Origin of the sequence: Sphingobium tyrosinilyticum (assembly GCF_042654265.1) — a bacterium.
GTDB lineage: Bacteria > Pseudomonadota > Alphaproteobacteria > Sphingomonadales > Sphingomonadaceae > Sphingobium > Sphingobium tyrosinilyticum.
This window is the reverse complement of the sequence record NZ_JBHSFZ010000003.1, coordinates 34451-49164: the sequence shown is the minus strand read 5'-3', so window position 1 is coordinate 49164 and position 14714 is coordinate 34451. Positions and strand designations below refer to the sequence as shown.

At 64.0% G+C, this 14714-nt stretch carries 17 protein-coding genes; all 17 read left to right on the top strand.

All coding sequences use genetic code 11. The features are described from left to right. The first annotated feature begins 14 nt into the window (after positions 1–14). The 17 genes from ACFO3E_RS01995 (at position 15) to argF (ending at position 14614) form a co-directional block, all read left to right on the top strand. A complete protein-coding gene (locus ACFO3E_RS01995; RefSeq protein WP_380802270.1) occupies positions 15–593 on the top strand; it encodes a FliH/SctL family protein in 579 nt (192 codons plus the stop codon). A 13-nt stretch (positions 594–606) separates the two neighbouring features. Next, positions 607–1935 (top strand): FliI/YscN family ATPase, encoded by a 1329-nt coding sequence (locus ACFO3E_RS01990; protein WP_066526988.1) that lies wholly within the window; start codon positions 607–609, stop codon positions 1933–1935. Continuing rightward, a complete protein-coding gene (locus ACFO3E_RS01985; protein ID WP_380802060.1) occupies positions 1932–2357 on the top strand; it encodes a hypothetical protein in 426 nt (141 codons plus the stop codon). Before ACFO3E_RS01990 ends, ACFO3E_RS01985 begins: the two co-directional genes overlap by 4 nt. Before the next feature lies 1 nt (position 2358). Next, positions 2359–4188, top strand: a complete 1830-nt coding sequence (locus tag ACFO3E_RS01980; protein WP_380802058.1) for a flagellar hook-length control protein FliK — start codon at positions 2359–2361, stop codon at positions 4186–4188. 27 nt (positions 4189–4215) lie between these two features. Continuing rightward, a complete protein-coding gene (locus ACFO3E_RS01975) occupies positions 4216–4851 on the top strand; it encodes a flagellar basal body-associated FliL family protein (RefSeq protein ID WP_066526993.1) in 636 nt (211 codons plus the stop codon). Positions 4852–4903: 52 nt separating this feature from the next. After that, complete coding sequence (locus ACFO3E_RS01970) at positions 4904–5788, top strand: flagellar motor switch protein FliM (RefSeq protein WP_066527000.1); 885 nt, start codon at positions 4904–4906, stop codon at positions 5786–5788. Next, positions 5785–6123: a flagellar motor switch protein FliN gene (fliN, locus tag ACFO3E_RS01965; protein ID WP_066527001.1), complete on the top strand. Its 339-nt coding sequence runs from the start codon at positions 5785–5787 to the stop codon at positions 6121–6123. The genes ACFO3E_RS01970 and fliN overlap by 4 nt, the downstream gene beginning before the upstream one ends. Positions 6124–6207: 84 nt before the next feature. After that, positions 6208–6474 carry a FliO/MopB family protein gene (locus ACFO3E_RS01960; protein WP_021236401.1) on the top strand — a complete coding sequence of 89 codons (267 nt, stop codon included), beginning with the start codon at positions 6208–6210 and terminating at the stop codon, positions 6472–6474. 28 nt (positions 6475–6502) lie between these two features. Further along, a complete protein-coding gene (fliP, locus tag ACFO3E_RS01955; RefSeq protein ID WP_380802053.1) occupies positions 6503–7372 on the top strand; it encodes a flagellar type III secretion system pore protein FliP in 870 nt (289 codons plus the stop codon). Positions 7373–7515: 143 nt separating this feature from the next. Beyond that, a complete protein-coding gene (gene fliQ, locus ACFO3E_RS01950; protein ID WP_066527003.1) occupies positions 7516–7788 on the top strand; it encodes a flagellar biosynthesis protein FliQ in 273 nt (90 codons plus the stop codon). After that, positions 7785–8567: a flagellar biosynthetic protein FliR gene (gene fliR / locus ACFO3E_RS01945; protein WP_066527006.1), complete on the top strand. Its 783-nt coding sequence runs from the start codon at positions 7785–7787 to the stop codon at positions 8565–8567. Before fliQ ends, fliR begins: the two co-directional genes overlap by 4 nt. Before the next feature lie 3 nt (positions 8568–8570). Further along, positions 8571–9707: a flagellar type III secretion system protein FlhB gene (gene flhB / locus ACFO3E_RS01940; protein ID WP_380802049.1), complete on the top strand. Its 1137-nt coding sequence runs from the start codon at positions 8571–8573 to the stop codon at positions 9705–9707. A 79-nt stretch (positions 9708–9786) separates the two neighbouring features. After that, complete coding sequence (locus tag ACFO3E_RS01935; protein ID WP_380802046.1) at positions 9787–10242, top strand: hypothetical protein; 456 nt, start codon at positions 9787–9789, stop codon at positions 10240–10242. A 95-nt stretch (positions 10243–10337) separates the two neighbouring features. Then, positions 10338–11738 carry a flagellar filament capping protein FliD gene (gene fliD / locus ACFO3E_RS01930; RefSeq protein ID WP_380802268.1) on the top strand — a complete coding sequence of 467 codons (1401 nt, stop codon included), beginning with the start codon at positions 10338–10340 and terminating at the stop codon, positions 11736–11738. 18 nt (positions 11739–11756) lie between these two features. Continuing rightward, positions 11757–12152: a flagellar export chaperone FliS gene (locus tag ACFO3E_RS01925; protein ID WP_066527015.1), complete on the top strand. Its 396-nt coding sequence runs from the start codon at positions 11757–11759 to the stop codon at positions 12150–12152. A gap of 196 nt (positions 12153–12348) precedes the next feature. After that, positions 12349–13542, top strand: a complete 1194-nt coding sequence (locus tag ACFO3E_RS01920) for an aspartate aminotransferase family protein (protein WP_380802044.1) — start codon at positions 12349–12351, stop codon at positions 13540–13542. Positions 13543–13684: 142 nt separating this feature from the next. Beyond that, the gene (argF, locus tag ACFO3E_RS01915; RefSeq protein WP_380802041.1) at positions 13685–14614 is read left to right on the top strand and encodes an ornithine carbamoyltransferase; all 930 of its coding nucleotides are present in this window, start codon (positions 13685–13687) and stop codon (positions 14612–14614) included. Positions 14615–14714: the final 100 nt, after the last annotated feature.

Genomic DNA, 14714 nt, shown 5'->3' with positions numbered 1-14714 from the left:
TCCCGCTCGGCGGCATGAGCCAGGTGAAGAGCGGCGGTTTTCGCAGCCTGTTCAACGAAGGCCCTATGTCGGCCATGGCTTTGCACGATGCCGCCGCCGCGCCGATGACGGACGAGGATCTTTTGGAACAGGCCCGGATCGAGGCGTTCGCCCAAGGGTTTGACGAAGGGTGCCGCGTGATTGGCGACTCCCAGGCCGCGGAGGCCGAAGCGCGCAACCGCTTGGCCGAGGCGCTCGAATTGTTGTCGCCTGCTCCCAGCGGGATGCTTTCCACCATGTTGTCGGCCACTGTCGTCCGGCTGGTCGAGCAGATCGTCGGCGAGGTCGAGATCGATATCGAACGGCTGCTGCAGCGTTGCGATACCGTCGCCGCCTTTATCGAGGATAATGACCCTAAGGGCGCGCTGCACCTGCATCCCGACGATATCGCCCTGTTGCAGGATGAGACGATCGGCGTGCGGCTGGTTCCTGACGAGGCGATGCATCGCGGTTGCGTGCGGCTGGAAACCGCTGACGGCTGGGTCGAGGACGGCCCGGATGTGCGCCTTGCGCGCCTGCGCGCGCTGATGGACGACATGGAAGGCCGTTCATGAAGGGGGGTTGGGCATGATCCGCGCCTCGCTCGCTCAGGCGGAAAGCCTGTTCGACCATCTTCAAGTACAGAACCGCCAGCCGCGCCATGTCGGCCGGCTGGTCAGTCATGACGCCGGGATGCTGGAAGTCACCGGCTTCCGCAAGCCGATCGGCGCGGGCGCACGGGTGATCGCGTCGGACGGAACCGTCTGCCGCGCCGAAGTCGTGGGCTTTCGCGGCGACAAGACTTTGCTGGTGCCATTGGACGCCGACGCGCCGCTGGAAAATGGCGCGCGGGTCGAGCCGGACAGCCAGGCGACCATGGTGCAGGTGGGCGATGGCCTCATCGGTCGCGTCATCGACGCCATGGGCCAACCGCTGGACCGTAAGGGACCTATCATCGGCGGGGGCAGCTGGCCGCTCAATGGCGTCAAGGGAAATGTGCTCGATCGTGGCCGCGTCACCGAGCCCTTCGACCTCGGCGTGCGCGCGGTCAATGCACTGCTGACCGCCGGGCGTGGCCAGCGTATCGCCATCATCGCAGGGTCTGGCGTCGGCAAGTCGGTCCTGATGGGCCAGATGATCGCGGGCGCCGAAGCCGACATCGTTGTTGCGGGCCTGATCGGCGAACGCGGCCGCGAGGTCAGCGATTTCCTCGAAACCAAGCTCAAGGGCGCGATGCACAAGTCGATCGTCGTCGCCGTACCCGCCGACCATCCCCCGGTGCTGCGCCTGCGCGCCGCCGCCCGCGCCACCGCCATCGCCGAATATTTCCGCGCCCGTGGCAAAAAGGTGCTGCTGCTGATCGACAGCCTGACCCGCTGCGCCCACGCTCAACGTGAGATCGGCCTGGCGCTGGGCGAACCCCCCGCGATGAAGGGCTATCCGCCCTCCGCACTGGCCCTTATCCCCCGTCTGGTGGAGCGGGCAGGGGTGGACAGCCGCACTGGCGGCTCGATCACCGCGCTTTATACCGTGTTGGCCGATGGCGACGATACCGACGATCCGATCGTCGATGCCGCGCGCGCCATCGTGGACGGCCATTTCGTCCTGTCGCGCCATCTGTCCGAACAGGCGATCTTCCCGGCGATCGACATCGGCAAGTCCCTCTCGCGAGTCATGGCGGACGTGGTGCCGGACGAGCATCGCTTTGCCGCTGCTTCCTATCGCCGCCTCTGGGCCGCTTATGAGGAAAATCGTGACCTCATCCTGATGGGCGCCTACCGCCCCGGCAATGATCCGGTGATCGACGAAGCGGTGCAGCGCCGTCAGGAGATACTCGACTTCATCCGGCAGGATCAGAAAAGCCATATCGACCTCAACACCAGCGCCGGTGCGCTGATCGCTGAGTTCGGCGCATGAAGGGCGCGCTCAAGACCCGCCAGCGCGTCTTACGCGTCCGCCATGTTCAGCATGCCATGGCCGTGGCCGAAACCGCGCGCGCCCGTGACGAGGCGGATGGCATCGAACGCAATGCAGAGCGGCTACGCAGGGTGCGCGGCGATCTTTTTTCCAACCCCGGCACGGCAACTGGCGCGAATTTTGCAGCGATGCAGGAACTTGCGGGTCGTCTTGAACAGGCGGGCCGTCAGTTGGACGGCGCGCTTTATGATGCGCGCCGGAAGGTTGAAGTGAAGGAAGGCCTCAGTCTCGTGACCAATCGGGATCGTGAAATCGCCGAAAAGCTGAAGGATCGCGCGCGTGCGCACCTTGAAGAATGGCGCGAGAATAAACTGGCGGCCTTGCCGCGCTATCGCCGGATGCAGCGGACAGGAGATGTCTGACATGAACATGCTTTCCAGCCTCAAGGCAATGCTCTTCTCCTCGGCCCTGCCGGGGACTGCTGCCGTGGCGGCGACGGGGCAGGAAACGGCCGACTTCGCCGCGATGCTGAGCGGGTCGATCGCGGGCGCGGCGACCAACGATGTCGCCTCCCCACCCACTCTGCCGCCAGTCGAGGCGGCGGCGACAGTTCCGGATTTTCGGACAGACGGCGACCAGCATGTCGATGCTCCAGGCCATGACCATGTGCCTGCCGGGCTCGCAGTCGCGGTAGCAGCGGGCAAGGGTACGCCCGCTTCGCTGCCGCCCGGCCTTGCCCTGGGATTGGTCAAGCATGACACGGCCCTTACGCCTGCGCCGGAGGGGGAGGCTGAACCGGAAGGTGAGGGAGCTATTGCCACGCTGCCTAGCCCTGAAATGCCGGACGAAGCCATTGAGACCAAGGCGACTGCCAAAGTGCATCCGACGCCTCACAAGCAGGAAATCGCGCCAGAGGCCCCCTTCATTCCGGTGCAAGCTGAAATCGACGTAGAGGTCGCGGTTGAGGCGGAGAGCGAAGGAGACGCCGATAGCCAAGACCGCACCAACGTCGCGGTCTCCCTGGCGGATATGCCCGATGCTGCACCGCTGCTGACGCCCGCAATCCCTGTTGCGCCGACGCCTGTGGCGATCGAAATTTGGCGTGGCGAGGCCGATAAGCCGCCTGTCGCTTCGCAGGGCATAGCGCCTGCACCAGCGGCGGTGGGAGCCCAGCGTGGCGAAGCCGATAAGCCGCTTGCCGCGGCGCAGGAAACTGCGCCCGCCGTTCAGCCGGTTATCGCGCGCATGCCCACGCCTGCGGCTCCAGTAGAAGAGGGTGCCCCTCGCATAGCTCCAATATCGACGCCCGTTGAACAAACGCGAACCGAGTCACCCAGCGTCACGGCCAAGCAGGATCAACCCTCAGTGGATAGCCCTGCAATCCCGGCCCAAATTCAGCAATCTGCTGCACCGGTCCTCAACGGCAAGCCGGTTAAGGCAGAGGCGATTTCTCTCCTGCAACTGGTGCGCGATCAGGTCTCCGCGCGCCAGTCCGGCCTATCCGTGCGGGTTGGCGCGCAAGTTTCTGCCGTCGCGTCCGCAAAGGATGATCCTGTCCCAATGAAGGCCGATCCGCCGCCCAGCCTTTCCGTGACGGGGCAGCCGCTCGACGCCGCGCCCGTGACGTCCAGCGCCGCTTCCTCGCCCATGGCCACGCTGCCCTCCGCACCATCGGCTCCGGCCGTGGACCTGTCCGCCAGCCTTGGCGCGCAGATGGTCGATATGGGCGTGTCGGGCCAGTGGATCGACGGCCTCACCCGCGACATTGCAGGGCTGTCCGCCAATGGCGCGCAGGGCCGGTTCCAGATCGACACCCACCATTTGGGCGCCGTGCAGGTGGATATCCGCCAAGGCAGCGAGGGCGCGGCCGTCAGCCTGACGGTCGCCAGCGAGGCGGCCGAGGCTGCCCTGCGGCAGGATAGCGACCGGCTGAAGCTGGACGCGGGTCTGGCTGCCGTGCGCATTTCTGACGTCCGGGTCGAGCGAGCCGCGCCGGTGGCCGAAGCCCACCGCGCGGACATGGGCAACCAATCCTCCTCGCAGCAGCAACAGCCTCAGCAGCACGGTTCCCAGACCGCTTCAGCCTGGCAGCAGAACAACCAGAATATGGGTCAGCCCCAAGGCCAGCAGGGCCGCTGGCAAAGTCGTGAAAATAACGCTTTTGGTCCTAAAGGCTCCGCTGATCCTGCCGTTCTTAACCATGCGGATGCACAGCCGCGCGCCCAGGACGCGGTGCGCGCGCGCTACGCCTAAATTCCAGGATATTCGGGGGACCAGCAGATGAGTGACGAGGCGAAGGCGAAGAAAAAGAAGGGGGGAGGCATGAAGATGATCCTCCTGATCGTCGTCGCGCTGGTCCTAGGTGGTGCTGGCACGGCTGGCGGGCTTTATGCCGCCGGTTTCTTCAGTGCTAAGGAAGAAGGCCCGAAGGAAGATCCGAACAAGCCGGTTCTCGTTCTGGCGGGCGAGAGTGCTGAGGAAGTCGCCAAGGCCCATGGCATGGGCGGCGAAGGGCATGGCGAAGGTGGCGGCGGCGCGCATGCGCCTGCCCACCCGGGCAAGGGCATCGACCTGCCCACGCCCGCCAATCCGGCGGCCTATCAGGCGACATATTTCCAGCTTCAGGCGCCCTTCACGTCCAACATGTCGGACACGGACGCCTTCGCGCAGATTTCGGTCGCCGTATCGACCTATTACGACCTGCGCGTGATCGAGGCGATCAAGACGCATGAGATGGCGATTCGCAGCCAGGTGCTGATGCTGCTCGCCCAGCAGCCCGAGACGATGCTCGCGACGCCAGAGGGCAAACGCCAGCTTCAGGGCCGGATCAAGGGCGTCATCAACGATGTTTTGAAGCAAAAGACCGGTTATGGCGGCGTAGATAACGTTTATTTTACCAATTTCGTTATTCAATAGGGATGCCTGAAAGGTCGGGAAGTCCCCTGACCCGCTCGGGCAGGGGACTATCATGAACGACGTTCAGACCTACGCCTTCGGGCGAGGGGAATCGCAGACACCACAGATGCTGTCGGGGCTGGACCGGCTGGGCGAAAAGCTCGGCCGGCGTTTGCGCGCCCTCATCGAGCCGATCTCCGGCGTCCGCCCGCATGTCGGCGTGGCCGATGCGCGGGTGCTGGACTTCGCCACCTGGTCGGCTGACGTCCCGGCCTTCACCAGCATCGGCGTCTATCGCATCGCGCCGCTCAAGGGGCAGATGCTGCTGCGCATCGATGCGGCCATGATCTCGACCCTTGTCGATTGCTTTTATGGCGGCCTTGGTAACCGGCCGCTGCCCGCGCGCGGCGAGTTCACGCCGACCGAAGATCGGCTGATCAGTCGCATCTCCGAAGGGCTGATTGCCCGCCTCGTCGATAGCTGGGCCGACATCCTGCCGCTGGAGCCGGGGCTCATCATCCGTGAAGCCGGCATCGGTTTCGCCTCTGCGGCTCAACCCGGCGAGCAGATGGTGCTGCAACGCTTCATGCTGAGCATCGCGCGCGATCAGGAATGGCCCATCGACCTGCTGTTCCCGCTGTCCTCGCTGCGCGCCGTCGAGCCGCTGATGGGGGCCAAGGCTCCAGCCGATGAGGAGCGCACCGATCCGATCTGGCAAGCCCGCGTCGCCAACCGCATGCGCGACATCCGCCTGCCCGCCCGCACCGTGCTGGCGCGGCCCAATCTCTCGCTCGCCGACCTTATGCAGTTGAAGGCCGGCGATATCATTCCGGTGACCATCAGCCGCAGCCTGCCGCTAATCGTGGGGGACCGCATCGTCGCCCATGGATCGATCGGCGACCAGGACGGCCGCGCCGCATTCCAAATAGAAAAGCTTTCACAAGGACCTGAACAATGAGCGACATGAGCGAAGCGCCCCGTATCGACGGCTTCGGCGATGAAGGTGGCAGCCGGATGGCGAACAACCGCCAGTTCCGCCTGCTGGCGGACATTCCCGTCCGCATGTCCGTGGAGGTCGGCTCCACTTCGCTCCGTCTGGCGGAGGTCATGGATCTGGCGGAAGGCAGCATCGTGGAACTGGATCGCCAGGCCGACGATCTGCTCGACATCATGGTCAATGGCGCGCTCATCGCGAAGGGTGAAGTGGTGACGGTGAATGGCCGCTATGGCGTCCGCATCGTCGATATCGCCGCCGCCGAAAGCCGCCTTGCCGGGGTCGAACGGCGCGGTTGATCGCGCGGTTCGCGCTTTTCCCTTGCTGCGCGCCGATCTTTCTGATTCGGAAAGACGATTAACCATCATTGCGGACTGCGCCCCATGTTCTGGTATTTCGTCAAACTGCTGATCCTGTTGCCGCTTGTTGGCGGAATGGCCTTCGGCGCGCTCTGGCTGTGGCGCAAATATCAGCCCGGCATGATGGCGGGCCAGGACGGCCGGTCGCTCAAAATGCTGGAGGCGCTGCCGCTCGGCACCTTCGGCAAGCTCGCCGTCGTCGAGTTCGAGGGCAAGAAGATCCTCCTGTCCGTCACCCGCGGCCGGATCGAAAAGATCGCGGAAGGCGATCCCTATCGTGCCGGTCGCTGAGATTTTCCCGTCCGTTCGGCCTGTTCGAATGAGCCACTTGTCTCGTTCGAATGTCGAAGGGCCAGTATCGCGCTTGCTTCGACAGGCTCAGCACGAACGGCTGTCGGGGCGGGCGGTGATCGTCCTGTTGGTCGCAGCGCTGCTTTCCTGCCTCCTTCATGCCACGCCCGCTCTGGCCCAGGCGGCCGCGCAGGCTGCTCCTGCCGCACCTGTCGATAATGGCGGCGCGCTGACCCGCGCCATGGGCCAGATTTCGGGCGACGGCCGTTCGCTGTCGCTGTCCTTGCAGATACTCGTCCTCATGAGCTTGCTGTCGGTTCTGCCGTCGCTCGTGCTCATGATGACCAGCTTCACCCGTATCATCATCGTCCTGTCGCTGCTGCGCCAGGCGCTCGGCCTGCAACAGACGCCGCCCAATCAGGTGCTGGTAGGCCTCTCGCTGTTCCTGTCGCTGTTCGTGATGCGGCCGGCCATCGACCAGATCAACGCGCAGGCATTCGATCCCTATGGAAAGGGTCAGATCAGTGTCGAGGAAGCGGTCGGCCGGTCGGGTAAGGTGCTGCACGGCTTCATGACCAAGCAGACACGCGAGACGGACCTCAAGCTGTTCGCCAACCTCGCCGAAGCGCCCGCCTTCCGCTCGCCTGCCGACATTCCCTTCTCGATCCTGCTGCCCGCCTTCGTGACCAGTGAGCTGAAGACCGCCTTCCAGATCGGCTTCATGATCTTCCTGCCATTCCTCATCATCGACCTTGTCGTCGCCTCCACGCTGATGGCGCTAGGCATGATGATGTTGTCGCCGACGATCATTTCCATGCCGTTCAAGCTGCTGCTGTTCGTGCTGGTGGATGGATGGGCGCTGACGATGGGGTCGCTGGCTGGGTCGTTTGCGACATGATGGGAAACCGACCCTCCACCCTCGTTCGTGCTGTTCGAATGAGCAACTTGTCTCTTTCGAATGTCGAAGCACGCGCGCGCCGTTGGCTTCGCCGCCCTGACGGGTCGATGGGCTTAGGGCGAACGGGGCGAGGCGTTTAGCCTATGGACAATGCCGACTTCTTCATGGGCCTCGCCCAGCAGGCGCTCTGGATCACGGCGCTCGCTGCGGCGCCCATCCTGATCCCTGCGCTGATCGCGGGCGTACTCATCGGCATGGTGCAGGCCGCCACCTCGATCAACGAACAGACGTTGAGCTTCATTCCCAAGATCATCGTCGTGGGCGCGATGCTGGTGCTGTTCGGCGGATCGATCCTGGTCCTGATCGCCGATTTCACCCGCGAGATATTCGAACGCATCCCGGACCTGCTCCAATGATCGCACCGGGCTTCGCGAATGTGGAGACGCAGCTGTGGATCTGGCTAATCGCCATGATCCGTCCCGGCGCGGCCTTCATCGCGGCGCCCGTATTCGGCGCGCCCGCCGTGCCGCTGCCGTTGCGCTTCATCCTCTCGCTCGCCCTTGGCCTTGCCGCGCTCAACAGCGTCACCATCCAGCTGCCGCATGACGGCGTCGCCAGCTTTGAGGGCATCATGATGGTGGCGGGCGAAGTGCTGGCCGGGCTCGCAATGGGCTTTGCGGTGCAGATCGGCTATGCCGCCGCCTTCGTCGCGGGGGAGACTATCGGCAACGCCATGGGTTTGAACTTCGCCGCGATGGTCGATCCGTCATCGGGTCAGGCGACGCAGGCGGTGGGGACCTTCCTCTCCATTCTCGCCACCTTCCTGCTGCTGGGCATGGACGGCCATCTGATGCTCGCCAGCTTCGTGGTGCAAAGCTACAAGGCGATGCCCCCCGGCGGCGCAATGATGAGCAACGATGCGGTGTGGCATCTGGTCCAGTTTGGCGGTTCGCTCCTCGGCGCGGGCGTCACCGTGGCGCTGCCCGTCGGCTTTGCGCTGGTGCTGGTGCAGATCATCATGGGCATGCTTGCGCGTAGCGCGCCCTCGCTCAACCTCTTCGCGGTGGGCATGCCCGTCGCGGTGATGGCGGGCCTCATTTTGCTGGCCATTGCCGCGCCAGTGATGGGGGAGGGACTGACCGCCGCGCTCAAGGCTGGGCTCGACCAGGCTCAGTCAATCGCGGAAGGGCGCTGAACCATGTCCGGTAGCAACGGTGGCGGCGAAAAGACCGAAAAGCCGACCCAGAAGAAATTGCAGGATGCCGCCAAGAAAGGCGACATCCTCCAATCCAAGGAACTGGCGACGGCGCTCGTCGTCATGGCGGGCATCGGCTGGATCGCGGTCACCGGACCGTCGGTCGTCGAATCGCTGTCCCAGATGCTGATCGAAGCGCTGCGGTTCCGGCGCGAGGACATCATGGATTTCGCCCCGGCTGCGCGTGGCATGAGCCTGCTGACCGGCATTGCCTTGCCGGTTGGCGGCATATTGCTGGCGACCACGCTCGCGGCGATCGCCGGGCCGGCGATCCTGGGCTCGTTCGGTTTCCGTCCCGGCGCCTTTGCGCCCAAGGCATCGAAGCTCAATCCAGCCGCTGGCCTCAAGCGCATCTTCGGCGTTCAGGGCCTGATCGAACTGATGAAATCCATCGCCAAGGTGGCGCTGTTGGGATCGATCGGGGTCTGGCTGATCTGGGACCGGCTGACCGCCATCATCGGCCTGGGGTCGTCGGGCCTTGCCCCGGCCATGTCCGACCTCGGCAATATGTTCATCATGACCTGCCTGATCATGGCGGGGGGGCTGTTCCTGATCGCCGGTATCGATGTGCCCGCGCAAATCATGCAGAGGTCCAAGCGGCTCGCCATGAGCAAGCAGGACATCAAGGACGAAAATAAGGAAAGCGAAGGCTCGCCCGAACTGAAGGGCCATATCCGACGGCGCCAGTTCGAGGTGCTGAGCGGATCGACGCGCAAGGCGGTGGCCGAAGCCAGCGTCATCATCACCAACCCGACCCATTTCGCCGTCGCCCTGCGCTACAAGCCCGGTCAGGACGCCGCGCCGGTCGTGGTGGCGAAGGGATGCGACGCGATCGCCGCCGCCATCCGCGAACTGGCGGACCAGAATGGCGTTACCGTCCTTCAATATCCCGATCTGGCGCGCGCCATCTACTTCACCTCGCGGGCTGGGCAGATCGTCAATGAAGGGCTCTATATGGCGGTCGCCACCGTGCTGGCCTTCGTCTTCCGGGTCGAAAACCGGATGGCGGGCGAGATGGACCGGCCCTTCATCAATGTGCCCGACGATCTGCGCTTCGACGCGGACGGACGGAAGGTCTGAAAAAAAGTGTCAAGGTGAACTAAATCTTAGGCATCGCTGACCGTAATATCTTCACGGGGACGCATTAGGATGGTGCGTCATGAACGAATATGTTTCGCGGAGCGACTTAACGCAGGGTGATCGGGCTAAGGCCCGTGCGCCTTCGGCCGTGCCCGCGGTCCAGCCGGTAACAGCGCAGCAAGGCGTCGATCCGCATGCGGGCAAGCCCCATGAAGGCGAAATCGGCGCAGATCTTTCGGAAGATGATCTCGCCAGCGCCGCGGAATATGCAAAGGTGCATGCCAAGGTCGCCGATATTCTCGCGGACCTGCGCTCGGCCGCCAGCGCCCCGACCATTGAAGGCGCAGAGGCGGAACTCCAGTCACTGCTACCCGCACCGATCATTCTGGTTCCGTTGCCGCCCGCATCCAGGGAAGCCGTCGAAAGCGCGGTGATGCTGGGCAAGCGTATCGCGGAGCAGGCGAGCTACGCCCATGCGGCGCAGGCGCATCTGAAGCGTGGGACCGTCGATCAGCTGCTTTCGACCGGGAACTGAGTAAGATCGCCTGTGCGGGCGATCTTTCTTAACCATGAAAATCTTTCCTAAAGGTCTTCGCCCTAGAGCCGTTCTCACTTTCGAAAGGACGGATGATGACCTCGGTAAGCGGCAGCATAGCTACGGCCCTCGGCATTGGATCGGGTATCGACACCAGCGCGTTGGTCACCAGCCTGGTAAGCGCCGCGCGCGATCCCAAGCAGAAGGTCATTACCGACCGGCAGACCACCAACAATGCCAGGATTTCGGCGCTGGGGTCTGCCTCCAGCTCGCTCGACACCTTCGCCGATGCGTTGAACAGCCTGCTCGCCGGAACGGGGTTTGCCGGCTCGCCTGCCTCCAATGATCCCAGCATCGCCGCCGTCAGCCTGCTGCCCGGCGGCGTGCCAAAGCTGCCTGCCCAGCTTGAAGTGCGGCAGCTCGCCGCCGCGCAGACGATCTCATCCGCGCCGGTGGTGGGGGCGACTGCTTCCACGCAGCTTGGTGCGGGCAGCTTTTCGCTGAAAGTCGGCGCAGGCGCTGCAGTGCCGATCACGCTTGCGGCCAACGCCACCTATGCCGACCTCGCCGCCGCGATCAACGCAGCCGGGACGGGCGTCACCGCCAGCGTCATCACCGACAACCAAGGCACGCGCCTCGTCATGAAGGGCGCGACCGGCGCGGCAAACAGCTTCACCTTCACCAACACATCGGCGAACACGGCGCTCGACGCCTTCACCTGGGACGGCGCGACCGGCGGCATGACCCGCCAGGTCCAGGCCAAGGACGCGATCATTCTGCTCGACGGCGTCGAGCAACATTATTCCAGCAATACCGTCGATACGGCCATCGCCAACCTGCGCATCGACCTCAACAAGGCTGCGCCCGGCACCAGCGTGACGCTCGCCTCCACCGAGCCGACTACGTCGATGCGCGACCTGATGGTCGAGTTCGTCGATGCCTACAACACGCTGATGAAGGCGCTGAACAGCGCGACGGCGAAAGGCGCGGATTCGTCCAGCGCAGGCGTGCTGAACGGCGAAGCATCGATCCGCGACATGAAGCGACAGCTGTCGCAGATGACCTCCACGGTTCTCGCAACCAGCGGCACTTACAAGACGCTGTCCTCCATAGGGGTGAGCACCAACCGCGACGGCACGCTGAAGCTGGACACTGAAGCGCTCGACAAGGCGCTGGTCGCAGACGCCGCCGGCATCACCCGGATGCTCAATCCGGCGGTCAAGTCGGACACGACGCCGGGCCTTGCGGGCCTCATGGACAGCGTCCGTGACAAGATCCAGCAGAAGGACGGGCCGCTCGCCACGGCGAAGGCAAAATATGAAAAGCTGGGCGACGATCTGAAGGAGCAGCTCGATAAGCTCAATGATCAGATGACCGATTACCAGGCGCAGCTTTCCAAGGTTTATACCGCGATGGAGAAGCGGCTTTCAGCGTTCAAGGCGACACAGACCTATCTTGAGCAGCAGGTCGCCATGTGGACCAAGAGCGATAATTGATAATAGGGGTCAGATAAGATGTTCTACTCTCAGGGTTATGCAGGCGCCAACGCGGCGCGCCGTTATGCGGCGGTGCATTCGGGCAGCCGGATCGAAGGCGCGACGCCCCATGCGCTGGTCAAGGTGCTGTTCGACGAACTGCTGATCGCGCTGGAAGCCACCGCGCTCGCCGAACGGAATAACGACCGCCTCAAGGTTTCCGATAAGCAGGCGCGCGCCATGTCGATCCTGATCGCGCTCGAATCCAGCCTCGACTTCGACAAGGGCGGCGACATCGCCACGGGGCTCGCCCAAATCTACCGCGAAGCCCGCCGTCTGCTGTTGCTGAGCGCCAAGGAGCGTTCGGCCGAACATGCCGAGCAGGCCCGGGACATCATCGCCGAGATTGCCGACGCCTGGAACCAGATCGCGTAGGGGCGCCTCAACCTCCGTTCATTTCGAGCGCAGTCGAGAAATCGGGCGAAACTCTAGAAGGGAAGACAGGCTTTCAGCAGACTTGCACCACCCCGGCGGCGCTAGTATAGGCGACGCTCGCAAAGGGCGGCCCGGCGGGGGCCGCCTTTTTGCGTTTTGGAACTTTTTGCATCAGCCCAGCGAAGGGAGGGCCACCATGTCGATTACGCCGCTCATGCCCGTTTACCCCCGGTGCGATGTCCGCCCGGTGCGAGGCGAGGGCTGCTATCTGATCGGCGAGCGTGGCGAACGCTATCTCGATTTCGCCAGCGGGATCGCGGTCAATCTGCTCGGCCATGGCCATCCCAAGCTGGTGAAGGCGATCGCCGATCAGGCTGCGAGGCTGATGCACACGTCGAACCTCTACGGCATGCCGCTGGGGGAGAAGTTCGCGCAGCGGCTGGTCGATACGACCTTCGCCGACACGGTCTTCTTCACCAATTCGGGCGCGGAGGCGGTCGAGTGCGCGATCAAGACCGCGCGCCGTTACCATTATGCCAATGGGCAGGCGCACCGGCACAAGATCATCAGCTTCGACAATGCCTTCCACGGCCGGACGCTGGGCACGATTTCCGCGACCAGCCAGCCCAAGATGCGCGACGGCTTCGAACCGCTGCTGCCCGGCTTCACCGTGGTGCCGTTCAACGACCTTGAAGCGGCCACCGCGGCGGTCGATGACAACACGGCCGGTTTCCTGGTCGAAACCGTGCAGGGCGAAGGCGGCGTGACGCCCGCAACCCAGGAGTTCCTCTCCGGCCTGCGCAAGCTGTGCGACGAACAGGGCATGCTGCTGATCCTCGACGAAGTGCAGTGCGGCTATGCCCGTACCGGCACCTTCTTCGCCTATGAGCAATATGGCCTGACGCCCGATATCATGGCCGTCGCGAAAGGCATCGGCGCGGGCTTCCCGCTTGGCGCATGCCTCGCGACCGAGGAAGCGGCCAAGGGCATGGTGTTCGGCACTCATGGTTCGACCTATGGCGGCAATCCGCTCGCCATGGCGGTGGGCATGGCCGTGCTGGACGAAGTGCTGGGCGACGGCTTTCTCGACCATGTAAACAGCATCGGCGCGCGCCTGCGCTCGGCGCTGGAGCAGCTCATCCCCAACCACGACATGTTCGAAGATGTGCGTGGGCTTGGCCTGATGCTCGGCGTCAAGCTCAAGGATGATGTGGATTCGCGTAGCTTCGTGGCGCATCTGCGCGACGATCACGGGCTGCTGACGGTCGGGGCGGGCCAGAATGTCGTGCGTATCCTGCCACCGCTCGTCATCGATGAAAGCCATGTCGCCGAATGTATCGAAAAGCTGTCCGCCGGTGCGCGCAGCTTTGCGGAGGCGGCCGCGGCCTGAACAATCGCCGTTCGTCCTGAGTAGCCATTGAGCCTGTCGAAATGGCGTATCGAGAGACTGGGTTTGTGAATGCTTCGATACGGGCCTTCGACAAGCTCAGTCCCCCTCAGCGCGAACGGGGGTGATGAAAGGGGATATCCCTATGACCAGACATTTCCTTAACCTGTCCGACGCCGGCGGCGATGCTCTCGCCGCCATGATCAGCGACGCCATCGACCGCAAAGCCGCGCGCAAGGGTTTGCCCAAGGGCAAGGCCGACGCCGACGCGCCGCTCGCAGGCCATACGCTGGCGATGATCTTCGAGAAGAACTCGACCCGCACCCGCGTCAGCTTCGACATGGCGATCCGCCAGCTTGGCGGCACGTCACTTATCCTCGACGGCGCGACCAGTCAGCTCGGCCGGGGCGAAACCATCGCGGACACCGCGCGCGTCCTCAGCCGCATGTGCGACATGATCATGATCCGCACCGATGATCATGGAAAGATCGAGGAAATGGCTCGCCATGCGACCGTCCCGGTCATCAATGGCCTGACCGACCTGTCGCATCCCTGCCAGATCGCCGCCGACCTTCTGACGGTGGTGGAGCATGGCCTGGCGCTGCCCGGAAGCCAATGGGCATGGCTGGGCGACGGCAATAATGTGCTTCACTCGATCATAGAGGCCGCGGGCCTGTTCAAGTTCGACGTCCGAATCGCCGTGCCCGAAGGCTATGAGCCCGACCACGCCTTCATCAAGGAAGCGCAGGCGCTAGGCGCAGGCATCACGCTCACCCGAGATCCCGTTGCCGCCGTCGCGGGCGCCGATGCGGTCGTTACCGACACATGGATTTCGATGGGCCAGGCGCATGCCGACGAAAAGCTGAAGGCGATGATGCCCTATCAGGTGACGCCCGAATTGATGGCGAAGGCGAAGCCAGGCGCAAAGTTCCTCCACTGCCTGCCCGCCCACCGTGGCGAGGAAGTGGTGCCCGAAGTGATCGATGGCCCGCAATCGGTGATCTGGGACGAGGCGGAAAACCGTATCCATGCGCAAAAGTCGGTTCTGCTCTGGGCTGCGCACCGCCTCGGTTGAGTTTCGGATGACGCGTCTTATCTAGAGCGGCAACTGACGAGACCGCCTATCCGCAGTCGTCATGCTGAACATGTTTCGCTGCGCTGACCTGCGGTTCGGC